This is a genomic window from Actinophytocola sp., assembly GCF_035762905.1.
GTDB lineage: Bacteria > Actinomycetota > Actinomycetes > Mycobacteriales > Pseudonocardiaceae > DASYTH01.
In genome coordinates, this window is sequence record NZ_DASUCC010000070.1 from 183,156 (window position 1) to 206,709 (window position 23,554).

Consider the following 23,554-nt stretch of genomic DNA (forward strand, 5'->3'; position numbering starts at 1 on the left):
GGGCTCAGCTCTCGGTGGACAGCAACGCGTCCAACCGGGCCGCGTCGGCCGTCTCGGCCGCCGGGCGTCCCGCGGCCGGCTCGCTCTTCAGGCCGGAGCCCGCCGGGGCGTGCCCCGGGTCGGCGCCGGTGGTCACCACCTGGTTGCCGGCGTCCACGAACACCACCCGCGGCCGGTGCGCGGCGGCCTCGGCCGAGTCCATCAGCCCGTAGGAGATCACGATCACCAGGTCGCCGGGGTGCACCAGATGCGCGGCCGCGCCGTTGATGCCGAGCACCCCGCTGCCCCGCTCGCCCGGGATCACGTAGGTCTCCAGCCGGGCCCCGTTGGTCACGTCGACCACCGACACCTGCTCGCCGGGCAGCAGGTCCGCCGCGTCCAGCAGGTCCGCATCGACCGTGAGCGAGCCGACGTAGTGCAGGTCGGCGCGGGTGACCGTGGCCCGGTGGATCTTGGACTTGAGCATCGTGCGGAGCATGACGACCCTCCTAGGCGGGCTGGTTGCCCAGCAGCACCGGAACATTGTCGATCAGCCGGGTGGTGCCGACCCTCGCGGCCACCAGGAGTCTCGCCTCACCGTGTTCCGGCGCCGGGCCCAGCACCGGGTCGCGCAGCTCGAGATAGTCCACGTCCGCCCCGGATTCGCCGGCCAGCACCGCGCCGGCCGCGGCCAGCACGGCGGCCGGGCCGTGCGCACCCGCGTGCGCGCCGGCGGCGAGCGCCGCGGACAGCACGGCGGCCGACCGGCGCTGCTCCGGATCCAGATAGACGTTGCGGGAGGACAGCGCCAGGCCGTCCGGCTCGCGCACGATCGGCACGCCGATCACCCGGGTGTCCAGGTTGAGGTCGCGCACCATCCGCCGGATCAGCACCAGCTGCTGGTAGTCCTTCTCGCCGAAGAACGCGAAGTCCGGCCGCACGATGCCGAGTAGCTTGGCCACCACGGTGAGCACCCCGACGAAATGCCCGGGCCGGGCGGCGCCCTCGAGCTGCGCACCGAGCGGTCCAGGGTCGACGGTCACCTGCGCGTCCGGCGAGTACATGGCCGACCGCTCCGGCGTGAACACCACCTCGACCCGCTCCTTCGCGCACATCTCGAGGTCGGCCTCGAGCGGGCGCGGGTAGCGGTCGAAGTCCTCGCCCGCGCCGAACTGCAACGGGTTGACGAAGATCGACGCGACCAGCACGGTGTTCTGGATCCGCGCGGCCCGGCGCAGCAGCTCCCGGTGGCCGGCGTGCAGCGCGCCCATCGTCGGCACCAGCGCCACCTTGCGGCCCACCGACCGCAGCGCGCGGGTCAGCTTGGCCACCTCGTCGGGTTCGCTGTGCACGTGCAGCTGGCCCCGGGTGAACTGGGCGGTCATTGTTTCTCCTCGCCGCTCTCGATCGCCGCGATCACGTCCGGGGCCAGGTCGGCGCGCAGTAGGCCGGCGTCCTGGGCCCGGCGGGCGGTGCGGGTGGCCAGCGCGCGGTAGGCCGGCAGCATCTGTGGGGCGTGTTTGGTCAGCACCGCGAGGTGCGCGCGGACCGTGCCGGCGTCGCCCCTGGCCACCGGACCGGTCAGGGCCCGGTCGCCATGTCGCAGCGCGTTGTCCAGCGCGGCCGACAGCAGCGGACCGAGCAGCCGCTCCGGCTCGCCGACGCCGGAGTCCCGCAGCAGCTCCGCGCTCTCGCCGACCAGCGTGATCAGGTGGTTGGCGCCGTGCACCAGCGCCGTGTGATACAGCGGACGGGCCGCGGGCGGGATGCGCACCGGCTCGGCGCCCATCTCCACCACCAGCGCCTCCCCGACGCTCCAGGCCGCCTCGTCGCCCTCGGTGGCGGTGACCCCGAAGCTGCAGGCGGAGATCCGGTGCAGATCCTCGGCCCGGCCGGTGAAGGTCATCACCGGGTGCAGCGCCAGCGGCAGCGCGCCGATCTCGGCGACCGGATCGAGCACCTCAACGCCGTACGCGCCGGAGGTGTGCACCACGATCTGGCCGGACCGCACCGACCCGGTGGCCACCAGCCCGCGCACCGTCCCGGCCAGCGCGTCGTCGGGCAGCGCCAGCAGCACCAGGTCGGCGCCCCCGGCCACCTGGTCCGGGGGCAGCAGCGCAACCCCGGGCAACAGCTCCTCGGCCCGCCGCACCGACTGCCGGGACACCCCGGACGCGGCTACCACGGTGTGTCCGGCCCTGGCCAGCGCGGCCCCGAGCACCGCCCCCACCCGGCCGGCGGAGACCACCCCGACCGCCAACCGCGCCGGACGGCTCATCGCGTCGTCGCGTTCATCCGCAGTGGCTCCTCACTCGTTCCAGTCCCGTTTGTCGTGGGTACCAGACGACGGCGCCGAGAGTAGCCGCCGCGCCGGGTCCACACGCAGCTCCCGTGACGGCTTTCACCGGTCCCGGTGAGCCGACGGTTCCAGCCCGGCCAACCGGACCGCCTCCTGACGGCGCGCGACCAGCACCGTGGCCAGGACCGCCTCCCGCTGCGCGCCGTCCGGTCCGGCCAGGCCCAACTCCTTGGCATGCCACAGAAAGGCCAGCTCGCTCACCGCGGCCTGGTAGCCGGCGACGGCGCCCGCTGCGGCCCGGCCGGACCGCCTGCGGGTCGCCGAGCGCCAGGACCGCCGCGCGGTCAGGCTGGCCAGCCAGCGGGCCTCGCCGGGCGCGATCAGGCGCTGGGTGGCCATCGCCGGCAGCGCCGCGGCGACGATCTGCTGCTCGCGCTTGCGATGCCAGTTCACGAACAGCACGGCCGCGATGAAGATCGGGACCATGACCAGGAAGTACACGTTGAGGAACGCGGTCCCGCCGCCCAGCGTCGCGGCGCCGTTCCACAGCGCGTGCAGCACCACCGCGGCCAGGTAGCCGGCCACCGGGGCGACCACCCGCAGCTGGGGCTTCGACGTGCGCGCCGCGATCCCCACGCCCACCCCGATCATGCAGGTGAACAGCGGATGGGTGAACGGGGAGAGCACCCCGCGCAGGATGAACGCGGTGATCACGCCGGACGTGGTGGTGTCGCCGAAGCCGTGCTCGGCGAACGCCCGGCCGAAGTAGTAGATGTTCTCGGTGAACGCGAACCCGGCGGCCACGAACCCGGCGTAGACGATGCCGTCGATCACCCCGTCGAACTCCTGGTGCAACCGCAGCATGATCGCCAGCACGAACGCGCCCTTGGCCGCCTCCTCGAACAGCGGCGCGGACACCACGGCGCTGATCCGGTCGCCCTTGCCCGAACCGAGCAGCAGGTCGCCGACCGCCTCGGCGGTGTTGTTGATCAGCAGCGCGGTGATCGTGGCGACGCAGGCACCCCAGCCGAACGCGAGCCACAGCAGCCGGGCCGGCTCCGGCTCCCACCGGTCCACCCAGAGGAACGCGGCCACCACCGGTCCGACCGGCAGCAGTGCCGCGGCCACCCCGACCAACTCGGCGACCAGTCCGACCCGCGCGGTGGACAGGGCGAGCAGGATCAGCCCGCAGGCGGCGAGCAGCAGCAGGCCGGCCACCGGGAAGAGCACCGTCAGCCGGCGGGGGGTGTGGCCACGTTCCCGGGGGGTGTGGCCGCGTTCCCGGGGGGTGTGGCCGCGTTCCCGAGGGGTGTGGCCGCGTTCCCGGGGGGTGTGGCCGCGTCGCCGGGGGGTTGGGCCGCGTTGCGGGGATCCGCGGTCCGCGCCGCTGGTGTTCACGTCGGGTGGTCCGGTTCGGGCTCAGTCCTCGCGCCGGCGGCGCCGCCGCGGCGGCTCGCTCTGGCTGGCAAGCAGGTCGGCAACGGAGTGCGAGCCGCTGGTGTGCGAGCCGGTCCGCTCGTTCCTGGTGCGGTTGCCGGGGGCGGCCTCCGGCTTCCAGGCGGCGACCTCCTGCCAGGCCGGCACGCCCTCTGCGCGACGCCTGCGGCCACCGGGTTCGGGGTCCTCGGGCCGGGCGTGGCGGCGGCGCTGCGGCTCGGGCTCCGGGTTGTCCGGCCGGTGCCGGCGACCGGTGGGTGCGGCCGGGGCAAACCCGCCGCTGCTGCTCTGCGGGTTCGGGTAGCCCGGCGGCTGCTGCGGGTGGCGCTGGGCCGGTGGGAACGCGGCTCCGCTGCTTTGCGCGGGCGGGAAGGCGCCGCTGCGCTGGGCGGGCGGGAAGGCGCCACTGGCCTGCGCCGGCGGGAACGCTCCGCTCGCCTGCGCCGGCGGGAACGCTCCGCTCGCTTGGGCCGGGGGGAAGCCGCCGCTGCTGCGTTGGGCGGGCGGGAAGGAACCGCTGGCCTGGGCCCGGGGATAACCGCCGCTGGTCTGCGGCGGGCGGGACCGCGGGTCGCGCTGCTCCCAGGACGGCGTCCAGCCGGGGTCGATCCGGTCCGGGCCGGTGGGGCGCTGCGGCTGGGGCGGCCTGGCCGCCGGAGCCGGGTCGACTACCCGCAGCGGCGGCGGATCCTGGCGGGGAACCGGTTGGACCGGGCGGGAAGTCGACCGTACGGAGTCGAACACCTCGGTCATCGGGTCACCCGGCCGCGGCCCGGCGCCGCCGCCGGCGGCGAGTCGCTTGAGCGGCCGCTGCTGCATCTCCTCGGGCAGAGCGCGCATCCGGGTGGCCCGCGCCTGTAACGCATATCGCTCGACCAGTACCTCGCCGCCGAGCAGGTTCTCCAACGTCTGCCGGAGCGTGCGTAACTCGTCGCGTAACGCCGCCACGTCCTGCCGCGCCTGGTCCTCGACCTGAGTGCGGATCTCCACCTCGAGCCGGGCCTCGTACTCCCGGCGGGCGGCGATCTCCCGCTCCAGCTCGAGCTCGTACATGGCCTGCAGGTCGGCCGCCCGGTCGTCGCGTTCGCCGGCCCGGCCGCGGTACCTGGCCGCGAGGAACGCGCCGATCAGCGCCGCCCACAGTGCCGCGATCACGCCGAACCGCAGCCAGCGCTGGTCGTCGCTGAGCACGAGGACCGCGGCGGCGCCGACGGCAAGAACCAGCCCGCCAGCAAGAATCAGGCGGCCCGCCTGAGAGCGGGTCGCCGGCTCGAAGTCCGAGGCTGGCATGCGCCGTACCATACCTGTCCGTTAATAACGTGGATGCCGGACAATCTCAACCCGCTGGACCGGGTTGCGTATTCGAACGCTGATCATCCTGGTCGTGTGGGGTCCGGCAGCAGTACTCCAGCCACAGCGCGGCGGCGATCAGCACGGCCGCGCACAGCACTCCCACCACCGCTCCCGGCAGATCGTCGGCCGCCGCCGCCAACTCGTCCTGCCGCGGCGCCACATACCCGAGCACCGCCAGCCACGCGCCCAGCATGATCGCCCCGAGCACCGACGACGCCTTCGCCAGCGCCACCGCCCGCGCCGCGGTCAGCGGCTGCACCGGCCGCCCGTCCCCCGGGTTCCGGATCCGGTTGCGCAAGGAGGATCCCAACGCCGCCTCGACCACCCCCAACACCAGCAGCGGCACCCCGCCCAACGCCGGAAACTTCGGCAGTTCCCCATACGCCAGCCGCACCACCAGATACACCACCACCGCGGCCACCAGCCCCACCCCGGCCAGATCCCGCGCCCTGGTGAAATGCATGCCGCCCACGGTACCCACCCAACCCCGATCACCCCGACAGCCGCGCTCGATCACACCGTGTCTGTCCACTGTGTACCTGGCCGGGCCGCTCAGAACCGGGGATCGACCGAACCGGCGAACACCCCGGAGCGCCGCGCCAACACCTCCCGCACCCGGTCATGGCCCCTGATGAAACGCCACGGCCTCCGGGGAGATGTAGCCGACGATGCGCAGAATCTTGTCGTAGTCGGCAAGATGATGCCGGCGGTGAATGGGTTCGAGATGAGAGATGCGGTTCCGCAACAGCCGGACCGTCTCCAACTCCTCGTGTAGCGCCGCCCGTCCGCCGGTGTACCGCGGAAACGCCAGGCGCAGCGCCGGCCGCCAGAGCCGGGTCTCATAGTTGAGACCTCGGCCGAGCAGCGCGACCCAGAAGCCGAGGTTGAGTTCGGCGACGACCCGATCGGCCGTCACCTCCTTCCGCCTCCGGTCGATCTTCGCGGTGGCTTCGGCGATGCTCTGCATGGCAATCGAGTGGAGGGTCAGACCGCGACGGGCCCACCAGTCCTCCCGACCGAAGCATGCGGTCAGCGCACGGTGCACGGCGTTCCGAAGGACGACCTCCAGGCAATGCAGTGGACCAGCGAACGCTGCCGACACCGCGACGTTCCAGGCGTACAGCCGGAACGCGACGCGCGTTGAGGTAAGGCTCCATCCGGCCCGGCGAAAAGTCCCGCAACAGGGCATGGACCTGCTGGTTCGGGTTTTCTCTCATCGAGCCCGTGCCCTTCTCGGGTGGTAACCTGCGATTTGTACGCCCCGTGTCAGCCTCTGCTTTTCTGCATGCTGCCCGGGGCACGGCTTTGTCGCCCATTCGCCACTCCGCGCGGCTCGAATCGACCACCTGATCGGATGAGGACGCCCGTCAGTGCAGGGTGAGGTCGTCGCAGCGGTGGATGCCGGTGGTGTCGAGGGTGGCGAGGAGGTCGCGCAGGGGGCCGTGGCCGGGGAGGGTGGCGGTGGGGTCGATTTCCAGCCAGGGAAGGAGAACGGTGGCGCGGTGGGGGGTGCCGGGGTGGGGGAGCAGCAGGTCGGGATGGTCGCTGGTGACGCCGTCGACGGTGACGATGTCCACGTCGAGCGTGCGCGGGCCCCAGTGCTGGGTGCGGACCCGGCCGGCGCGGCGTTCGAGGTCCTGGGCGCGGTGCAGCCAGGCCCAGGCGTCGGCCTCGGGGTCGTCGACCAGGAGCACGGCGTTGAGGAAGTCGGGTTGGTCGGTGACGCCCCAGGGCGCGGTCTCGTAGACGCTGGAGGCGGCCACCAGGTTGGGGGCCAGGCCGGCGGTGGCGATGCGGAGGTTGGCCAGCCGGTCGCCCAGGTTGGAGCCGATGGACAGGACCGCCCGGGTCAACGGCGGCCGCCTCGGCGGGAGCGGCGAACGGTGACGGCGACGTCGGCGAAGGTGAGCGGGATCGGGGCGGTGGGTTTGTGAATGGTCACCTCGACGGCATGCATGCGCTCGTCGGCCATCAGTTCCTCGGCGACCGAGGTGGCCACCGCCTCGATCAGGTTTCGCGGCGGGCCGCCGACGATCTCCGCGACCCGCACGGCGAGCGCGCCGTAGTCGAGGGTGTCGGCAAGATCATCGGTGCGCGCCGCCGTGTGCAGATCCAGCCACGCGGTCACGTCCACGAAGAAGTCCTGACCGTCGCGGCGTTCGTGCTCGAACACCCCGTGGTTGGCGCGCACCCGCAGCCCGGTCAGCACGATCCGGTCGGTCATCGACTCGCCTCCGCCCGCACCGCCGCGGCCACCGCGACCGCGTCCAGCGTCCGGTCCACGTCGTGCACCCGCACCCCCCACACGCCGGCCGCGGCGACCAGGGCGGCCACCGCGACGCTGGCCTCCTCCCGGCCGTCCGCCGGCCGCGGGACACCGTCCGGACCGGCGAGCAGGGCACCGAGGAACCGCTTGCGGGACGCGCCGATCAGCACCGGGAAACCCAACCCCAGCAACACATCCAGCCGGCGCAGCAGGGCCCAGTTGTGCTCGGCGTGCTTCGCGAAGCCCAGCCCGGGATCGACCACGATCGCGGTCGGGTCGACCCCGCCGGCCAGCGCCGCGTCCACCCGCCGGCACAGCTCCTCGCGCACCTCGGCGACCACGTCGGTGTACCGGGCCAGCGTGTCCATGTCGCGGCTGTGCCCGCGCCAGTGCATCAGGATCCATGGCACGCCGGACCCCGCCGCCACCGAGACCATGTCCGGGTCGGCCAGCCCGCCGGACACGTCGTTGATCACGCCCGCACCGGCGGCCAGCGCCGCGTCGGCCACTTGGGCGCGGGTGGTGTCCACGCTGACCAGCGCGCCCGCCGTGGCCAACGCCGAGATCACCGGCACCACGCGGGCGATCTCGGTCTCGGCGTCCACTCTGGACGCTCCCGGCCGGGTGGACTCGCCGCCGACGTCGATCAGGTCGGCCCCCCGGCGCCACATCGCCAGGCCGTGCGCCACCGCGTCGTCCCGGTCCAGGTAGCGGCCGCCGTCCGAGAACGAGTCCGGTGTGACGTTCACCACGCCCATCACCGCGCAGCGCCCCGGGTTGGGCAGCCGCACCGTCACCGGCTGCGCCCGTTGATCAGGTCCAGCGCCTCGGACCGGGACGACGCCGAGGTCTTCAACACGCCGCGCACCGCCGACGTGGTGGTCCGCGCCCCGGGCTTGCGGATGCCGCGCATCGCCATGCACAGGTGCTCGGCCTCGATCACCACGATCGCGCCGCGCGGCTCCAGCTTGCGCATCAGCGCGTCGGCCACCTGCGAGGTGAGCCGCTCCTGCACCTGCGGCCGCTTGGCGTACATGTCGACCAGCCGGGCCAGCTTGGACAGGCCGGTGACCCGGCCGGCCTCGCTCGGGATGTAGCCGACGTGCGCCATGCCGTACATGGGCACCAGGTGGTGCTCGCAGACCGAGAACATCGGGATGTCGGTGACCAGGATGAGCTCGTCGTGGCTCTCCTCGAAGGTCTTGTCCAGCACCGAGTCCGGGTCGGTGTACAGGCCGGCGAACATCTCCCGGTAGGCGCGCGCCACCCGGGCCGGGGTCTCCCGAAGGCCGTCCCGGTCCGGGTCCTCACCGCAGGCCAGCAGCAGCTCGCGGACCGCCTTCTCGGCCCGGTCCTGGTCGAACCCGGGCAGTTCGAGGGGCACAGCGGCACTCACGGGTACCTCCGACGGATGGGGTGGCTCAGCGGCCACTATCCCATTCGGACCCGCGGTCACGCCGCTCCCGGTCTTCCTCGGACGGCGCCGCGTCGGACACGTTCGGCGTGCCCGGCTGCGGCCAGTCCTGCCGGTGCGGGTAGCCGGACGGCGTGGTCGCCGGCGTCCAGCCGGGCGGCGCCCCGTAGTTCGGCGGACCGGCAACCCGGCCGTGCCGCTCGGTGTGCCGCTCGGTGCCGGGCGGCGGCGGGTACAGCGGCGGGCCGCCGTACGGACGCGGCGGCGGCGCCGGTTGCGGCAGGCCGTTCGGGCCGGCACCATTGCCGCCGGCCGGCTCCGGGCTGGTGCGCGGCGGACCGCCGGGCAGCTCGCCGGCACCGGGCGCGGTGGACACCGGCGTCGGCGCCGGCTCCTCGAGCACCGGCGGCCACGGCTCGCCGCGCTCCTTGGCCAGCTCGCCCGGGGTCTTGATCGGCGGCTTGTCCGACGGCGTGCGGCCGCCGAACTCGTTGAACGCCGTGATCCGGGGGCGCTTCTCCACGTTGGAGAAGATCCGCTCGAGATCCTTGCGCTGCAGGGTCTCCTTCTGGAGCAGCTCGCGCACCAGGTCGTCGAGCACGTCCCGGTAGGTGTTGAGCACGTCCCAGGCCTCGGTGTGCGCGGCCTCGATCAGCGCGCGCACCTCCTCGTCGATCTCGTGCGCCACCTCGAGCGAGTAGTCCACCGCGTGGCCCATCGACCGGCCGAGGAATGGATCGCCGTGCTCCTGGCCGTACTTCACGGCACCGAGCCGGGCGCTCATGCCGTACTCGGTCACCATCGCCTTGGCGATCTTGGTGGCCTGGTCGATGTCACCGGACGCACCGGTGGTCGGCTCGTGGAAGACCAGTTCCTCGGCCGAGCGACCGCCGAGGGCGAACACCAGCCGGGCGATCATCTCCGAGCGGGTGAGCATCTGCTTGTCGTCCTCGGGCACGACCAGCGCGTGCCCGCCGGTGCGCCCGCGGGGCAGGATGGTCAGCTTGTAGACCGGCTCCAGGTCGGGCATCGCCCACGCGGCGAGCGCGTGCCCGCCCTCGTGGTAAGCGGTGATCTTCCGTTCCTTCTCGGAGATGATCCGGCTCTTGCGGGCCGGTCCGCCGACCACCCGGTCGACCGACTCCTCGAGCGCGGCCCCGTTGATCAGCGTTCCGTTCTGCCGTGCGGTGAGCAGCGCCGCCTCGTTGATCACGTTGGCCAGGTCGGCGCCGGACATGCCCACGGTGCGCTTGGCCAGCGAGTGCATGTCGACGTCCGGTGCGAACGGCTTGCCCTTGGAGTGCACCTCGAGGATCTTCTTGCGGCCCATCAGGTCCGGTGCGGACACCGGGATCTGCCGGTCGAACCGGCCGGGGCGGAGCAGCGCCGGGTCCAGGATGTCCGGCCGGTTGGTGGCCGCGATCAGGATGATCCCGCCGCGGGCGTCGAACCCGTCCATCTCGACCAGCAGCTGGTTGAGGGTCTGCTCGCGCTCGTCGTGGCCGCCGCCGAGGCCGGCGCCGCGCTGGCGGCCGACCGCGTCGATCTCGTCGACGAAGATGATGCACGGCGCGTTCTGCTTGGCCTGCTCGAACAGGTCGCGCACCCGGGAGGCGCCGACACCGACGAACATCTCGACGAAGTCCGAGCCGGAGATCGAGTAGAACGGCACGCCGGCCTCGCCGGCCACCGCGCGGGCCAGCAGCGTCTTGCCGGTGCCCGGCGGGCCATAGAGCAGCACGCCCTTCGGGATGTTCGCGCCGAGCGCCTGGTAGCGGGCCGGATTCTGCAGGAAGTCCTTGATCTCGTAGAGCTCCTCGACCGCCTCGTCGGCGCCGGCCACGTCCGAGAACGTGGTCTTGGGCATGTCCTTGGGCAGCTGTTTGGCCCTGGACTTGCCGAAGTTGAGCACCCGGTTACCGCCGCCCTGGACGTTGTTCATCATCCACATGAGCAGGATGAGCAGCAGGCCGAGCGGGATGATGAAGATCAGGATCTGGGTGAGGAACGACTCCTGGGTCACCGTGGTCTTGAACTCGGTGTTGCCGTTGCGCAGCAGCGAGTCGTAGATCTGGTTGGTGACCTCACCCCCACCCGGGTACTGGGTGAGGATCTGCTTGGTCTGTTGACCGTCCTGGTCGATCGAGTTGCGCAGGATCAGCTTGAGTCGCTGTTCCTTGTCCTCCAACTCGGCTCGCTCGACGTTGCCCGAGTTGATCTGGGCCATCGCCTTGGAGGTCGGAACTTCCGTGTACCCGCGGGTGTCGTCGAACAGCGTGCTGATACCGAAGTAGAGCAGCAGCACTACCAAGATCCACAACAGCGGGTTGCGAAGCAGGCGCTTGCGGTCCATTCACTTATGGCCGCGGGGGCGGCCCGACCCTCCCTGACGTGCATGTGGGGCATTGACGGCCCATCACCCGGCCGGACGGCACGAACCGGATCACAACCAGCCTACCGCCCGCTAGGGCACCCTTACCTCACGAAGTGGGCGCAGCGTGCAACTCGGTCAACGGTCCGCACGGGCGGTAGGTTCCCTGGCCTACCGGCCACCGTCCGTGACGCCCGTCATCATCTCAGAGATGCGCTTGCGCAGCGCTGGCGCGTCGGCCGGTGCCACGGTGGTCCAGCCCTTGGTGGCCTGCCCGAGGTAGCGGCCGGTGTCGTCGTCGAACCAGGCCAGCACCGGTGAGCGGCGGCGCACCCCGGCCCGGCCGCGCCCGTTGGCGGCGAACTGCCCGCCGCGCAGCCCGCGCTGGGCGCCGAGCGGACCGAACTCCGCCGAGGGCACCGACACCGACCGCCGGCTGCCCCGGGGCGCCGCCGGCAGCAGCTCGACGATCGTCCAGACCAGCCCGGTCGGCTCGATCGGCCGCAGCGTGAGGCCGCCGGCGTCCTGCACGGCCAGCACCGCGGCCCGCCCGCGCGCGGCGACCAGCGCGCGCACCGGCTCGGCGCCGGACTCCGGCACGAACACCGCGTCGATGCTGACCTCGGCGCCGGCCAGCACCCCGAGCCAGTCCGGCACCCGCGGGTCCACCGGGCGGGCGTGCACCGCCCGGCGCAGCTCCGCGCGCTCGTCGTCGGTGTCCCCGTGGGAGCTGATCCGCAACGGGTAGGGCGGCTCCCCCACCTGCCGCGCCTCCCACAGGAAGTCCAGCTCCAGCGGGTCGAGCCGGGCGGTCAGGGCGAGTACACCTTCGGCTCGAGGGTGCCGATGTAGGGCAGGTCCCGGTACCGCTCGGCGTAGTCGAGGCCGTAGCCGACCACGAACTCGTTGGGGATCTCGAAGCCGACGTAGCGCACCGGCACGTCGATCTTGACCGCGTCCGGCTTCCGGAGCAGCGCGCACACCTCGAGCGAGGCGGGGTTACGCGAGGCCAGGTTCTTCAGCAGCCAGGACAGGGTCAGCCCGGAGTCGATGATGTCCTCGACGATCAGCACGTTGCGGCCCTCGATGTCCCGGTCGAGGTCCTTGAGGATGCGCACCACACCGGAGGACGAGGTGGCCGAGCCGTACGAGCTGACCGCCATGAAATCCAGCTGCACCGGCACGGTCAGCGCCCTGGCCAGGTCGGTCATGAACATGACCGCACCCTTGAGCACGCCGATCAGCACCAGATCCGCGCGGTCGCCCTGCTCCGGATAGTCCGCCGACACCTTGACGGCCAGCTCGGCGATCTTCTCGTTGATCTGGTCCTCGGTGATCAGCACGGAGGCGATATCGCCGTCGTACACGGTTCCCCTAACGTCGCGGCCCGGTCACCCGCAGCCTGCCATGCGCGCGTTCGGCCTCCAACCCGCCCGGCAGCCACACGCCGCCCTGGCCGCGCCACGCCCCGATCAGGTCGTCCACCGAACGCAGCTGCGCGTCGGTCAGCTCCCGGGCCCCGGCCTCGAGCAGCCAGGACCGCAGCACCCGGCGACGCAGCGCCGGCGGCGCGGTGGACAGCGCCGCCACGTCCAACTCCGCTCCGACCCCGGCCCGCACCGACAGCTCGGCGGCCAGCCCGTCCAGGGCCTCGGCGTCCTCGCGCAGCTGGGCGGCGGTCCGGGCGAGCGCGCCGGCCACCCCGCCGCGCAGCACGTCCTCCAGCAGCGGCAGCACCTCGTGCCGCAGCCGGACCCGGGTGAACCGGGCGTCGCCGTTGTGCGGGTCGTCCCACGGCTGCAGGCCGAGCGCCGAGCAGGCCGCGCGGGTGGTGGCCCGTGGCAGGTCGAGAAACGGCCGGGCCCACGGCGGGTCCAGCGGCCGCATACCGGCGATCGAACGCGCGCCCGAGCCCCGGCCGAGGCCGAGCAGCACGGTCTCGGCCTGGTCGTCCCGGGTGTGGCCGAGCAGCACAAGGGCACCGTCCGGCGCGGCGGCGCGCAGCGCGCCGTACCGGGCCCGGCGGGCGGCGGCCTCCGGACCGCCCTGCCCGGCCACCGTCACCGGCAGCACCCGCGCGTCGTCCAGCCCGATCCGATCCAGCTCCTTGGCGGTGGCCGCGGCGACGTCGGCCGAACCGGGCTGCAGGCCGTGGTCGACCACCAGCCCGGTGACGGTCAGCCCGAGCCGGTGCGCCACGTGCTGCGCCGCCGCGGCCAGGGCCAGCGAGTCGGCGCCGCCGGACACGGCCACGGCCAGCGTCCCGGCGGCCAGGTGCGCACCGGCCGGGCCGCCGGTCAGCAGCCGGCGAACCGCGCCCCGGGTTTCCGCGACCGCATCGTGCATCGGCAGCAGGATCCCACGAGCTATCCGACACCACCTAAGAACGCGCTGGACGCGGCCACCGCCGGGGCGGACGAGCCGGCGCTCTCGACCAGCACGGCGAACGCGAGGTCGCCGCGGTAACCGGTGAACCAGCCGTGCGCCGCCGAGCCGTCGCCGAACTGCGCGGTCCCGGTCTTGCCGAACACCGCCCCGCGCCGGCCGATCGCGGTGGCCGTGCCGGCGGTGACCACCTCGCGCATCATCGCTCGCACCCGGTCCAGCACCGCGCGCGGCGGCGGCTGGTACCCGGCGGTCACCTCGGTCGCCAGGTCCCGCCACAGCCGCGGCACGACCGCCCGGCCGCTGGCCACGGTGGCCGACATCAGCGCGACGCCGAACGGGCTGGCCCGCACCGTGCCCTGACCGATGCCGTTCTCCACCTTCTGCGCGTTGCCCTGCGCCGGCTCCACCGCGCCGGCCTCGGTGGTCAGGCCCGGGATGGTGAAGTCTGCGTTCAGCCCGAGCTGGCCGGCGGCGGTGCTCAGCGCGTCCGGTCCGAGGTCGGCGGCCAGCTGGCCAAACGTGGTGTTGCAGGACCGGGCGAAGGCGCTGTGCAGCGGGACGTCCCCGAGCGCGAACCCGTTGTCGTTGGGGATGGTCCGCTGCCCGATGGTGAGCGACCCCGGACAGGGCAGCACGGTGTCCGGGGTGGCCACGCCGGCCTGCAGCGCCGCCGTCGCCGTGGCGATCTTGAACGTCGAGCCGGGCGGGTAGAGACCGTTGAGCGCCCTCGGCTCCGCGCCGGCCGGGCCGTTCTGGGCCACGGCCAGGATGTCGCCGGTGGACGGTTTGATGGCGACCAACCGGGCGGGTGCGGCGACCGAGTCGACCGCGGCCTGGGCGGCCCGCTGCACCGGGATGCTCAGCACCGAGGCCAGCGGCTTGCCCTCGCCGCCCGACCCGGCCAGGCGCTCCAGCTCGGTGCCGGCGGCGTCGGTCAGCGCCACGTGCCAGCCGTTCGCGCCGCCCTGCTCCCGGGCGACCCTGGCCATGGCGGGCAGGAGCAGCGGGGCGAGCGCCGGGTCCACGACGGCCGGCCCGTCGGCCTGCCAGACCAGCAGCGGGGTGCCGTCCCGGTCGAGCACCGCCGGCTGCCCGGTGCTGCCGCGCAGCACCAGGCCGTGCCCGGCGGCGAGCTTCGGGTGGACCAGGGCCGGCGTCCAGCGCACCCGCCGCGCCTCGGTCAGCGACAGCGTGCTCGGGTAGGTCCAGACGCGCTGCGGGCCGAACGTCCAGGTGACCGTGAACGGTACTTCGGTGGCCGCCGGGTCCGGCGCGGCCCGCTCCGCGATCACCGACTGCGGCGCGAGTCCTCGCCACACCGAGGAAAGCGTGCCGGCGGCCGCCTGCGGATCGTCGGTGAGCGCGGCCGCCGCGGTGGCGTCCCCCTTGGCGAACGCGGCCAGGAACGCCCCGGCCACGTCGGACGTCGGCGGTGCGGGCGCCGTGACCGAGGCCGAGGTGGCCGGGCCGGTGTTGGCGCCGACCGGTTTCGTCGGCCACACCACGACCACGGCCAGCGTCACGATGACCGCGCAGGTGCCGACGAGTACGCCAAGGACCCAGCGTTTAGCCAGCGGTGTCATTGTCTTTCCCCAGGATCTTTCTTGTGCCTACCCGTGCACGCGGCGCAGCCAGGCGGGTGGATCGTTGATCTCCGAACGCAGCGGCAGGGTGTCCGGCGCGGTCCACACCGCGTTGAACCCGTCCATTCCGACGGCATCCACCACCTGCCTGGTGAACTCCGCGCCGACAGCGTACTGCCGCACCTTGGCGTCCACCCCGAGCAGCGTGCGCAGCGCCCGGTCGAGCAGCCCGCCGCCGCGCCTGCGCGCGGTGAACCGCTGCCGGATCAGCCCGACGCTGGGCACCACGGTCGGACCCACGGCGTCCATCACATGATCGGCGTGCCCCTCGAGCAGCGTGGACAGCGCGATCAGCCGGTCGAACACCGCGCGCTGCTGGGGCGACTGCATGATCTCCATCACCGCGATCGGACCGCCACGCTCGTCGGACGCCTTGCGCTCACGCATCCCCCGGATCAGCTCGGGCAGCCGGCTGAGCGCGGAGCCGGCGGTGTCCTCGAGACCGGCCAGGAACCGGCCGACCTCACCGGCGAAGTAGTCGCGCAACCACGGCACGGCGGTGAACTGCAACCGGTGCGTGCACTCGTGCAGGCACACCCACATCCGGAAGTCGGCCGCCGGCACGTCCAGAGCCTGTTGCGCGGCAACGACATTCGGCGCCACCAGGAGCAGCCGGCCGGCGCCCGCACCGCCGAACGGGTCGTACTGGCCGAGCACCCGCCCGCCGAGGTAGGCGAGCACAAGGCCGGCCTGCAGCCCCGCGCCGCCGGCCATGACCCCGCCGAGATAGCCGTTGGCGCCGGTGGGCAGCGCGCCGTCGGTGAGCGCCTCGAGACCCGCAGCGGCGGCCGCGACCCAGCCGTGCCGGTCGACCACCTCGCCGGGATGCACGGTCAGACCCGCGCCGAGACCGGTGAGCTCGCGTACATGGTTCTCCGCGACGCCGGTGACGTCGCGCAGCTCGGCGACGGTCCGCTCGGCCTCGGCCAGCGGGATCACCGGGCCCGGCCGGACCAGCCGCTGGGCGGTCGCCACGGCCAGCCCCCAGTCCACCGGCGCCGGTCCGGGCGCCGACCCGTTGCCGCCGGCCGCTTCGCTCACCTCACCGACGCTACCTGTGTTCTCGCGCGGATGTTGTGTCGGTTGGGTGGAGCTTCAGCGGCAACCGCATTGCCGCAGCGCAGCGGCGATCGCGTCCAGCGCGGGCCGGGCGGTGTTGGCCGCCGAGCCGTTGGTCATCAGCGCGAACACCAGCAGCCGGCCGTCGGTGTCGAGCACCACCCCGGCCAGCGAGTTGACCGGCGGCACGCTCAGCGTTCCGGTCTTGGCGCGCACCCAGCCCTTTCCGGGCGCGGCGGCCGGGGTCTGGTACCGGTCGGCCAGCGTGCCGCTGCCGCCGGCCACCGGCAGCCCGCCGAGCAGCGGGCGCAACTTGGCCGTGCGCGGGTCCTTGCCGTCCGGACCGGCGGCCACGGACAGGATCTGGGCCAGCAGCCGGGCCGGCACCCGGTCCTGGCCGGACAGTCCACTCGCGTCCGCGAGGTTCGCGCCGCTGAGATCGAAACCGTTGTCCCGTAACACCTTCAGCGTGGCCTGGCTGGCTCCGGTGAACGAGGTTTCGGCGCCCGCGACCCGAGCCACCTCGCGGCCGATCGCCTCGGCGAGCACGTTGTCCGAACGCTGCAGCATGGTGTCCACCAGCTCGACCATGGGCGCCGAGCGCACCTCGCCGAGCACCGCGGCGCCCTGCGGGGCGGTGACCGCGGCGGTGGCACCGACTGTGGCGCCGATCCGCCTGGCGAACTCGTCGGCCAGCGCCTTGGCCGGGTTGGGGCTGCGAGAGGAGTTCTCCGCGGTCGGGTCGGCCCGGCCGCCGTCCAGCATGGCCGGCACGATCGGGGCGATGTAGCCGCCGGCAACGTCGCGGGGATCCCACGAGGTCTGCAGCCCAGGGCCGGTGTAGCGGCCGAGGTCGACGTAGACGGTGCGCACGTCGCCGGCCGCGGTCTTGACCTTGGCGACCAGGTCGTCGAGCCGGGCGGCGCCCGGGTAGACCGACTCGGCACCGGCCTTGAGCGCGGACAGCGTCGGGTCGCCACCGCCGATGATCACCACCGAGCCGGGATCCTTGCCGGCCACCACGGTCGTGGTCAGCTGCTCGGTGTGGTCGAGGGCGAGCAACGCGGCCGCCGCGGTGAGGATCTTGCCGGTGGACGCGGGCACCAGTGCGGTGTCGGCGCCCTGCTCCCAGAGCACGGTGCCGCTGACCGGGTCGAGCACGGTGCCGGTCAGCGTGCCGAGCGCGGGGTTGGCCACCGGCCCGGCCAGCGCGGTCCGCACCCCGGCCGGGGTGGGCGCCGGGACCTGATCGCCGGGAGCCTTGAGCGCCGGGGCGAACTGGACCGGGGCCGCCGGCGGCGAGATCACCACCTCGGGCTCGTCGTCGGTAAGGCCAAGGGTCCGGGCCACGCCGGGCACCCCGAACACCACGCCCGCGCCGGCGCCGACCGCCACGACCAGCGCGGCGGCCACCAGCAGCGCGGTGCGCCTGCGTCCGGGGCGTGGCGGCGGCACCTGCAGCTCGGGCTGCGGCGGAATCCGCATCGGCACGGCCCGCTGCGGTTCGGGACCCCAGGCGGCCGGGATCGGGATCACACCGGTGAACCGCTGGTCCGGATGAGGCGCGGGCGGTGCCGACGGCCCGGGCGGTGGGATCGGGATCCGGTGGGTGACGTCGGCCACCGGCTGGGGCGGCCGCGGAACATGCCGGGTGATCTCGTCGGCCGGCGGCGGCACCGGAATCCGCCTGGTCGGCGCGTCGGCCGGCGCCGGCGCCGACTCGTCGTCGTCGACCTGTGGCCAGGCGGCGTCCGCCTGACCGTCCCCATCGTGTTCCGGCACGTGGTCCACACTAGTGAGGTTGGGGGAATGGCCGACACGAGCGAGGACTGCGTGGAGTTCGACGTCACCATCGAGATCCCGAAAGGGGTCCGCAACAAGTACGAGATGGACCACGAAAGCGGTCGCATCCGGCTGGACCGCACGCTGTTCACGGCCACCCAGTACCCGGCGGACTACGGCTTCGTGGAGAACACCCTCGGCGAGGACGGCGACCCGCTGGACGCCCTGGTACTGGTCCAGGAACCCACCTTCCCCGGCTGCCTGATCAAGGCGCGGGCGATCGGGATGTTCCGGATGACCGACGAGAAGGGCGGCGACGACAAGGTGCTCTGCGTGCCGGCGGCGGATCCGCGCACCGAGCACCTGCGTGACATTCACCACCTGGCCGAGTACCACCGGCTGGAGATCCAGCACTTCTTCGAGGTGTACAAGGACCTGGAGCCGGGCAAGAGCGTCGAGGGCGCCACCTGGGTGGGCCGGGTCGAGGCCGAGGCCGAGATCAACCGCTCCTACCAGCGGCTGCGGGACGCCGAAGGCCCCGCCCACGACTGACGTGGACGGGGCCGCTCCCTCCTCGGGTCAGCTCACCGGCGTCGCCGTCGCGGCCGGCTCACTCTTCTGACCGTCCTCGTCGGCGCGCCGCTCCAGGCCCGACTTCATCGACAGCGGCACCTCCTTGAGGAACCAGATCATCACGAACGCGACCAGGACGACGAACCCGCCGACCGTGAAGACGACGTCGATGCCGTGCGAGAAGGCGTCCAGGATCGGCCGCTTCTGCTCCGGGCTCATCTGCTCGAGGAACGACGTGTCGTTGAGGTCGATGGCGCCGGCCCGCGGCCCGGCGAGCCCGGCCAGCCGGTCGATCACCACGGTGAACAGCATGGACAGGAACACCGCGGTGCCCACCGTGCCGCCGATCGACCGGAAGAACGTGGCGGACGAGGTGGCCACGCCCATGTCCTTGGGCGGCACCACGTTCTGCACCGCCAGCACCAGCGTCTGCATGCACAGCCCGAGTCCGGCGCCGGCCAGCACCATGATCAGCATGGTGTGCCACAGCGGAGTGTCCGTGCCGATCTGTCCGAACAGGAACATCGACGCGGACATGATGCCCAGCCCGACGATCGGGAAGACCTTGTAGCGCCCGGTCCGCGAGATGACCACACCGCTGCCCATCGCGGTGGTCATGATGCCGACGGTCATCGGCAGGCTGAGCAGGCCGGCCTCGGTGGGCGAGGCGCCCTTGACGATCTGCAGGTACAGCGGCAGCGACATCATCATGCCGAACATGCCGAGGCCCATCACGAAGTTGACCGCGTTGGACAGTGAGAACACGGAGAACTTGAACAGCCGCAACGGGATCAGCGCCTCGTCGCCCATCCGGCGCTCCACGAACACGAACAGCGCCAAACCGATCACGCCGCTCGCGTACATCAGGATCGCCCGGCCGGAGTCCCATCCCCACTCGCGCCCCTGCTCGGCCACGATCAGCAGCGGGACCACGCCGAGGGTCAGGGCGGCCGCACCCCAGTAGTCGATCCGGTGGTCGACCCGGCGGTGCGGGAGGTTCAGGTACCGGGTGACCACGATCAGCGCGACGATCCCGACCGGGACGTTCACCAGGAACACCCAGCGCCAGCCGTCGATCCCGGCGAAGGTGTCGACGCCGGCGAAGAACCCGCCGACCACCGGACCGGCCACACTGGACAGACCCCAGACGCTCATGAAGTAGCCCTGGTAGCGGCTGCGCTCCCGGGGCGAAACCATGTCGGCGATGATCGCCAGTGCGAGCGACATCAGACCGCCGGCGCCGAGGCCCTGCACGGCCCGGAACGCGGCCAGCTCGTACATCGAGTTCGCGATGCCGGCCAGCACCGAGCCGACCAGGAACAGCAGGATCGCGGTCAGGTACATCGGCTTGCGCCCGTAGATGTCGGACAGTTTGCCGTACAACGGTGTGGCGATCGTGGACGTGATCAGGTAGGCGGTGGTCACCCACGCCTGGATGGTCTGCCCGTGCAGTTCGTCGGCGATCGTCTTGGTCGCCGTCCCCATGATGGTCATGTCCAGGGCGGCGAGCAGCATCCCCAGCATGAGGCCGTACACCACCAGCATGATCTGGCGATGGCCGAGCGCACCCTCCCCTGGTGCGTCCGGCTTCAGGGCCTGTTCCGACATCAGTTCTCCCCTTCGGAACGCGCCCACCGGGCGCATTCGTCGATCAATGTGGGCAGGTAGCTCTCGTGGTCGGCAACGAACCGCTCGAACAGCTCGACGAAGCGGTCGAGATCCTCCGGCGACCACTGCTGGACCACCCTGGCCAGCGAGACACCCATCCGCCTGCGTTGTTCCTCCAGCAACGCGACCCCGGCCGGCGTGGCGGCGAGCAGACTCGCCCGGCCGTCCTCCTGGTCGGCCTGGCGTTCCACCAACCCGTCCCGGACCAGCGCGGCGACCTGCCGGCTGATCGTGGACGGATCGGAGTGGACCGCCGCCGCGAGCGTGCTCGACCTGGTCGGACCCATCGCGACCAGGGTCTTGAGCAGGATGAACCCGGACCGGTCGAAGCCGCCCGTCTTGGCGAGTCGGGCACCGATGGTGGCCTGCTGCTTGCCCATCGCGAACATAGCCGCGGTCAGCCGCCGGCCGCACTCCAATTCCCGTTGGGTCAGCTGCGGGACCTGCGCCTGATCACTCTGCGCAACCACCGGGGCACTCCCTGCTTGCTTGTATCAACCAATTAGTTGTTCGGTACAAGCATGCATCCGTCCGGGGGCCACGCGCAACTCGATTCGGGTCACATCCGGCGAGCATGCCGGAGGCCACCGACAATCGGCGGGTTTGACCTGGTCAGGCCCAGCCGGGCATCGGGTAGTCGGCCAGCAGGTCGCGCACCTCGGCGGCGATCTTGTCGATCGTCGCCTCGTCCGCCGACGCGGCCGCCTGCACCGCCCGGTCGATCCAGTCGGCGATCTGGGTCATCTGCTCGACACCCAGACCACGCGTGGTGATCGCCGGCGTGCCCAGCCGCACCCCGGACGGATCGAACGGTTTGCGCGGGTCGAACGGCACGGTGTTGTAGTTCAGCTCGAGCCCGGCCCGGTCCATCGCCTGCGCCGCCGGCTTCCCGGCGATCCCCTTGCTCGTCAGGTCGATCAGGATCAGGTGGTTGTCCGTGCCGCCGGACACCAGGTCGAACCCGCGCTCGATCAGCGCCTCGGCCAGCGCCTTGGCATTGGCCACGACACCGGCGGCGTACTCGGCGAACTCCGGCCGGGCCGCTTCGGCAAGGGCCACCGCGATGCCCGCGGTGGTGTGGTTGTGCGGCCCCCCCTGCAGACCCGGGAACACGGCTTTGTCCAGCGCCTTCGCGTGCGCCGCGTCGGACAGGATCATCGCGCCGCGCGGCCCGCGCAGCGTCTTGTGGGTGGTCGTGGTGATCACCTCGGCGTGCCCGACCGGCGACGGGTGCGCCCCGCCGGCGACCAGGCCGGCGATGTGCGCGATGTCGGCGACCAGCACCGCGCCCACCTCGCGGGCGATCTCGGCGAACGCCGGGAAGTCGATCGTGCGCGGGATCGCCGTGCCGCCACAGAAGATCAGCTTCGGCCGCTCGGCACGGGCCAGCTCGCGCACCTCGTCCAGGTCGACCCGGCCGGTGTCCTTGCGCACGCCGTACTGCACCGCGTTGAACCACTTGCCGGTGGCGGACACGGCCCAGCCGTGCGTGAGGTGCCCGCCGGCCGGCAGGGCCATGCCCATCACGGTGTCGCCCGGGTTGGCCAGGGCCAGGTAGACGGCCAGGTTGGCGGGCGAGCCGGAGTAGGTCTGCACGTTGGCGTGGTCCGCGCCGAACAGCGCCTTGGCCCGCTCGATCGCCAGCGTCTCGATCTGGTCGATGAACTGCTGACCCTCGTAGTACCGCTTGCCGGCATAGCCCTCGGAGTACTTGTTGGTCAGGACCGAGCTGGTCGCCTCGAGCACGGCGGTCGACACGTAGTTCTCCGACGGGATCAGCCGGACCTTCTCGAACTGGCGGCGGGCCTCCCCCTCCACGAGGGCGGCGAGCTCCGGGTCGGCGGCGGTGAGGTGCGGAATGGCGGGCTCGTGCATGCCCAAGACCCTAGTCGCCTCCGCTCGAGAAACCATGGTCGACGTGGACACCCATGGACCGTGCGGTCCCGGCCACGGTGCGCATCGCCTTCACGAGATCACCGGTGTTCAGGTCCGGCAGCTTGCGCCGGGCGATCGCTTCGAGTTGCTCCCGGCTCAGCCGGCTCGATCCGTTGCCGGCCAACGCCCTGCGGATCAGGAACGAGGTCGGCGGCGTCTTGAACCGCAGCTCGAACCCGCGGTCGTCGAACACGGTCACCACGACCGGGACCACGTCACCGCGCTGGTCCGCGGTGCCCGCGTCGTAGGCCCGCTTCACCTCGACCAGGTTCACCCCGGTCGGGCCGAGCATCTTGCCCAGCTCCATCATGGCCGCGTCCCCGGCGACCAGCTCCAGCGTCTGTTGATACGTCTGCTTCTTCGCCACGCCGCGCGACGCTAGGCATTGCCGCAACGGCAACCGCAAACTCTTTACGACACCTCGGCGGTCCCGTCCCGGTGCCGCCGGGCCAGCTCCTGGTAGATCGCCGGGTTGTGCTCAACGAACAACCGCGCCGACTCCGACACCGGCAGGAACCGCTTGGCCGGCGCCCCCACCGCCATCACCTCGTCCGGCACCCGGGTCCCCGGCGTCACCACGGCGCCCGCCGCCACCATCGTGCGGGCCCCCACATGCGCACCGTCGAGGACCGTCGCCCCGTTCCCCACGATTGCCTCGGCGCCGATCGTGCACCCGTGCACCATGCACAGATGGCCGATCGTCGCCCCCACCCCCACCTCACAGCCGTACTCCCCCACATGGATCACCGAGTTGTCCTGCACATTCGCCCCCTCCCGGATCACCACCCGCCCGAAGTCCGCCCGCACCACCACCCCATACCAGACGGAGGCCCGCGCCTCCACGACCACATCCCCGATCAGACTGGCGGTCGGCGCGATCCACGCCTCCGGATGCACCATCGGACTCTTACCCTCAAACGAAAACAGCGGCATCCGTCCACATTAGCCAGCCCCGCCCCTACCCTCTGACAGTGACGTCCTTCCTCCACCGGTACACCCGCGGCGACCACGAGTCCGTCTGGCGGGAACTACGTGCCCTCGGCCCCGTCCCCCCGCGGCTCCGTGCGGACGTCACCGCCGTCGCCGACGCCACCATGCAGCGCGTCGCCCGGCACATCGCCCGCATCACCGCCGCCCTCCCCCACCTCGGCTTCATCCCCGAAGCCACCCTCCCCCTCCACCGTCCGCCCACCCCCACCGACCACACCGAGCTCGACACCCTCACCCACGAGATCGGCCCCCTCCCCGCCGCCCTCGCCAGCTGCCTCCGCCACATCGGCGCCGTATCCCTCCTCGGCGACTGGCCCCCATCAACCTCCACTACCACTCTCCCCCTCCCCGCACCCCGCACCCCGCATACCCCGACCCCCTCTACCTCCCCGACACC

At 72.4% G+C, this 23,554-nt stretch carries 25 protein-coding genes; 2 read left to right on the forward strand and 23 right to left on the reverse strand.

Annotated features, from left to right (window positions below; translation table 11 throughout):
* Positions 1 to 4: 4 nt before the first annotated feature.
* The 18 genes from panD to dacB all read right to left on the reverse strand — a co-directional run bounded on the left by panD (position 5) and on the right by dacB (position 17,991).
* Complete coding sequence (gene panD, locus VFV67_RS14390) at positions 5 to 478, reverse strand: aspartate 1-decarboxylase (RefSeq protein ID WP_326470340.1); 474 nt, start codon at positions 476 to 478, stop codon at positions 5 to 7.
* A 10-nt stretch (positions 479 to 488) separates the two neighbouring features.
* Positions 489 to 1,364: a pantoate--beta-alanine ligase gene (gene panC, locus VFV67_RS14395; RefSeq protein WP_326470341.1), complete on the reverse strand. Its 876-nt coding sequence runs from the start codon at positions 1,362 to 1,364 to the stop codon at positions 489 to 491.
* Positions 1,361 to 2,257 (reverse strand): Rossmann-like and DUF2520 domain-containing protein, encoded by an 897-nt coding sequence (locus VFV67_RS14400; RefSeq protein WP_326470342.1) that lies wholly within the window; start codon positions 2,255 to 2,257, stop codon positions 1,361 to 1,363. The genes panC and VFV67_RS14400 overlap by 4 nt, the downstream gene beginning before the upstream one ends.
* A 123-nt stretch (positions 2,258 to 2,380) precedes the next feature.
* On the reverse strand, positions 2,381 to 3,508 hold the full coding sequence (locus tag VFV67_RS14405; protein WP_326470381.1) for a PrsW family intramembrane metalloprotease: 1,128 nt from the start codon (positions 3,506 to 3,508) through the stop codon (positions 2,381 to 2,383).
* A gap of 189 nt (positions 3,509 to 3,697) precedes the next feature.
* A complete protein-coding gene (locus tag VFV67_RS14410; protein ID WP_326470343.1) occupies positions 3,698 to 5,005 on the reverse strand; it encodes a DUF6779 domain-containing protein in 1,308 nt (435 codons plus the stop codon).
* Between the two features lie 46 nt (positions 5,006 to 5,051).
* A complete protein-coding gene (locus VFV67_RS14415; RefSeq protein ID WP_326470344.1) occupies positions 5,052 to 5,531 on the reverse strand; it encodes a DUF3180 domain-containing protein in 480 nt (159 codons plus the stop codon).
* A gap of 156 nt (positions 5,532 to 5,687) precedes the next feature.
* Positions 5,688 to 6,035, reverse strand: coding sequence for a hypothetical protein (locus VFV67_RS14420; protein WP_326470345.1), 348 nt, complete (start codon positions 6,033 to 6,035; stop codon positions 5,688 to 5,690).
* 400 nt (positions 6,036 to 6,435) lie between these two features.
* A complete protein-coding gene (gene folK / locus VFV67_RS14425; RefSeq protein ID WP_326470347.1) occupies positions 6,436 to 6,921 on the reverse strand; it encodes a 2-amino-4-hydroxy-6-hydroxymethyldihydropteridine diphosphokinase in 486 nt (161 codons plus the stop codon).
* Positions 6,918 to 7,292 (reverse strand): dihydroneopterin aldolase, encoded by a 375-nt coding sequence (gene folB / locus VFV67_RS14430; RefSeq protein ID WP_326470349.1) that lies wholly within the window; start codon positions 7,290 to 7,292, stop codon positions 6,918 to 6,920. Before folB ends, folK begins: the two co-directional genes overlap by 4 nt.
* Complete coding sequence (folP, locus tag VFV67_RS14435; protein ID WP_326470382.1) at positions 7,289 to 8,092, reverse strand: dihydropteroate synthase; 804 nt, start codon at positions 8,090 to 8,092, stop codon at positions 7,289 to 7,291. Before folP ends, folB begins: the two co-directional genes overlap by 4 nt.
* Positions 8,093 to 8,127: 35 nt before the next feature.
* Positions 8,128 to 8,730 carry a GTP cyclohydrolase I FolE gene (folE, locus tag VFV67_RS14440; protein ID WP_326470350.1) on the reverse strand — a complete coding sequence of 201 codons (603 nt, stop codon included), beginning with the start codon at positions 8,728 to 8,730 and terminating at the stop codon, positions 8,128 to 8,130.
* Positions 8,731 to 8,755: 25 nt separating this feature from the next.
* Entirely contained in the window at positions 8,756 to 11,101 is a 2,346-nt protein-coding gene (ftsH, locus tag VFV67_RS14445) for an ATP-dependent zinc metalloprotease FtsH (protein ID WP_326470351.1), read from the reverse strand.
* 189 nt (positions 11,102 to 11,290) lie between these two features.
* Positions 11,291 to 11,935 (reverse strand): ESX secretion-associated protein EspG, encoded by a 645-nt coding sequence (locus VFV67_RS14450; RefSeq protein ID WP_326470383.1) that lies wholly within the window; start codon positions 11,933 to 11,935, stop codon positions 11,291 to 11,293.
* Positions 11,932 to 12,486: a hypoxanthine phosphoribosyltransferase gene (gene hpt / locus VFV67_RS14455; RefSeq protein ID WP_326470354.1), complete on the reverse strand. Its 555-nt coding sequence runs from the start codon at positions 12,484 to 12,486 to the stop codon at positions 11,932 to 11,934. The genes VFV67_RS14450 and hpt overlap by 4 nt, the downstream gene beginning before the upstream one ends.
* Positions 12,487 to 12,493: 7 nt before the next feature.
* Positions 12,494 to 13,465, reverse strand: coding sequence for a tRNA lysidine(34) synthetase TilS (gene tilS, locus VFV67_RS14460; RefSeq protein WP_326470356.1), 972 nt, complete (start codon positions 13,463 to 13,465; stop codon positions 12,494 to 12,496).
* Between the two features lie 20 nt (positions 13,466 to 13,485).
* Complete coding sequence (locus tag VFV67_RS14465; protein WP_326470358.1) at positions 13,486 to 15,090, reverse strand: penicillin-binding transpeptidase domain-containing protein; 1,605 nt, start codon at positions 15,088 to 15,090, stop codon at positions 13,486 to 13,488.
* A gap of 27 nt (positions 15,091 to 15,117) precedes the next feature.
* Positions 15,118 to 16,191, reverse strand: coding sequence for a zinc-dependent metalloprotease (locus tag VFV67_RS14470; protein WP_326470359.1), 1,074 nt, complete (start codon positions 16,189 to 16,191; stop codon positions 15,118 to 15,120).
* Between the two features lie 54 nt (positions 16,192 to 16,245).
* Positions 16,246 to 17,991, reverse strand: coding sequence for a D-alanyl-D-alanine carboxypeptidase/D-alanyl-D-alanine endopeptidase (gene dacB / locus VFV67_RS14475; RefSeq protein WP_326470360.1), 1,746 nt, complete (start codon positions 17,989 to 17,991; stop codon positions 16,246 to 16,248).
* 51 nt (positions 17,992 to 18,042) lie between these two features.
* Here dacB and VFV67_RS14480 point away from each other — a divergent pair, with 51 nt between their 5' ends.
* Complete coding sequence (locus tag VFV67_RS14480) at positions 18,043 to 18,543, forward strand: inorganic diphosphatase (RefSeq protein WP_326470384.1); 501 nt, start codon at positions 18,043 to 18,045, stop codon at positions 18,541 to 18,543.
* Positions 18,544 to 18,570: 27 nt separating this feature from the next.
* On the opposite strand, the gene VFV67_RS14485 is transcribed toward VFV67_RS14480, so the two are convergent.
* The 5 genes from VFV67_RS14485 to VFV67_RS14505 form a co-directional block, all read right to left on the reverse strand.
* Positions 18,571 to 20,172: an MDR family MFS transporter gene (locus tag VFV67_RS14485; RefSeq protein WP_326470361.1), complete on the reverse strand. Its 1,602-nt coding sequence runs from the start codon at positions 20,170 to 20,172 to the stop codon at positions 18,571 to 18,573.
* Positions 20,172 to 20,702, reverse strand: a complete 531-nt coding sequence (locus tag VFV67_RS14490; RefSeq protein WP_326470362.1) for a MarR family winged helix-turn-helix transcriptional regulator — start codon at positions 20,700 to 20,702, stop codon at positions 20,172 to 20,174. Before VFV67_RS14490 ends, VFV67_RS14485 begins: the two co-directional genes overlap by 1 nt.
* A gap of 142 nt (positions 20,703 to 20,844) precedes the next feature.
* Positions 20,845 to 22,107: a serine hydroxymethyltransferase gene (glyA, locus tag VFV67_RS14495; RefSeq protein ID WP_326470363.1), complete on the reverse strand. Its 1,263-nt coding sequence runs from the start codon at positions 22,105 to 22,107 to the stop codon at positions 20,845 to 20,847.
* 10 nt (positions 22,108 to 22,117) lie between these two features.
* A complete protein-coding gene (locus tag VFV67_RS14500; protein WP_326470365.1) occupies positions 22,118 to 22,534 on the reverse strand; it encodes a 50S ribosomal protein L11 in 417 nt (138 codons plus the stop codon).
* 44 nt (positions 22,535 to 22,578) lie between these two features.
* The gene (locus VFV67_RS14505) at positions 22,579 to 23,100 is read right to left on the reverse strand and encodes a gamma carbonic anhydrase family protein (RefSeq protein ID WP_326470367.1); all 522 of its coding nucleotides are present in this window, start codon (positions 23,098 to 23,100) and stop codon (positions 22,579 to 22,581) included.
* A 38-nt stretch (positions 23,101 to 23,138) separates the two neighbouring features.
* Here VFV67_RS14505 and VFV67_RS14510 point away from each other — a divergent pair.
* Positions 23,139 to 23,554, forward strand: a 416-nt coding sequence (locus VFV67_RS14510; RefSeq protein WP_326470368.1) for a hypothetical protein, incomplete at its 3' end; no start/stop codon positions are given.

Excerpts from the sequence above, each read along its gene's own strand:
- folP (WP_326470382.1), bottom strand. The coding sequence starts at position 8,092 with ATGGGCGTGGTGAACGTCACACCGGACTCGTTCTCGGACGGCGGCCGC.
- panD (WP_326470340.1), bottom strand. The coding sequence starts at position 478 with ATGCTCCGCACGATGCTCAAGTCCAAGATCCACCGGGCCACGGTCACC.
- VFV67_RS14505 (WP_326470367.1), bottom strand. The coding sequence starts at position 23,100 with ATGCCGCTGTTTTCGTTTGAGGGTAAGAGTCCGATGGTGCATCCGGAG.
- tilS (WP_326470356.1), bottom strand. The coding sequence starts at position 13,465 with ATGCACGATGCGGTCGCGGAAACCCGGGGCGCGGTTCGCCGGCTGCTG.
- VFV67_RS14465 (WP_326470358.1), bottom strand. The coding sequence starts at position 15,090 with ATGACACCGCTGGCTAAACGCTGGGTCCTTGGCGTACTCGTCGGCACC.
- VFV67_RS14400 (WP_326470342.1), bottom strand. The coding sequence starts at position 2,257 with ATGAGCCGTCCGGCGCGGTTGGCGGTCGGGGTGGTCTCCGCCGGCCGG.
- glyA (WP_326470363.1), bottom strand. The coding sequence starts at position 22,107 with ATGCACGAGCCCGCCATTCCGCACCTCACCGCCGCCGACCCGGAGCTC.
- panC (WP_326470341.1), bottom strand. The coding sequence starts at position 1,364 with ATGACCGCCCAGTTCACCCGGGGCCAGCTGCACGTGCACAGCGAACCC.
- VFV67_RS14420 (WP_326470345.1), bottom strand. The coding sequence starts at position 6,035 with ATGCAGAGCATCGCCGAAGCCACCGCGAAGATCGACCGGAGGCGGAAG.
- folB (WP_326470349.1), bottom strand. The coding sequence starts at position 7,292 with ATGACCGACCGGATCGTGCTGACCGGGCTGCGGGTGCGCGCCAACCAC.
- ftsH (WP_326470351.1), bottom strand. The coding sequence starts at position 11,101 with ATGGACCGCAAGCGCCTGCTTCGCAACCCGCTGTTGTGGATCTTGGTA.
- VFV67_RS14485 (WP_326470361.1), bottom strand. The coding sequence starts at position 20,172 with ATGTCGGAACAGGCCCTGAAGCCGGACGCACCAGGGGAGGGTGCGCTC.
- VFV67_RS14410 (WP_326470343.1), bottom strand. The coding sequence starts at position 5,005 with ATGCCAGCCTCGGACTTCGAGCCGGCGACCCGCTCTCAGGCGGGCCGC.
- VFV67_RS14415 (WP_326470344.1), bottom strand. The coding sequence starts at position 5,531 with ATGCATTTCACCAGGGCGCGGGATCTGGCCGGGGTGGGGCTGGTGGCC.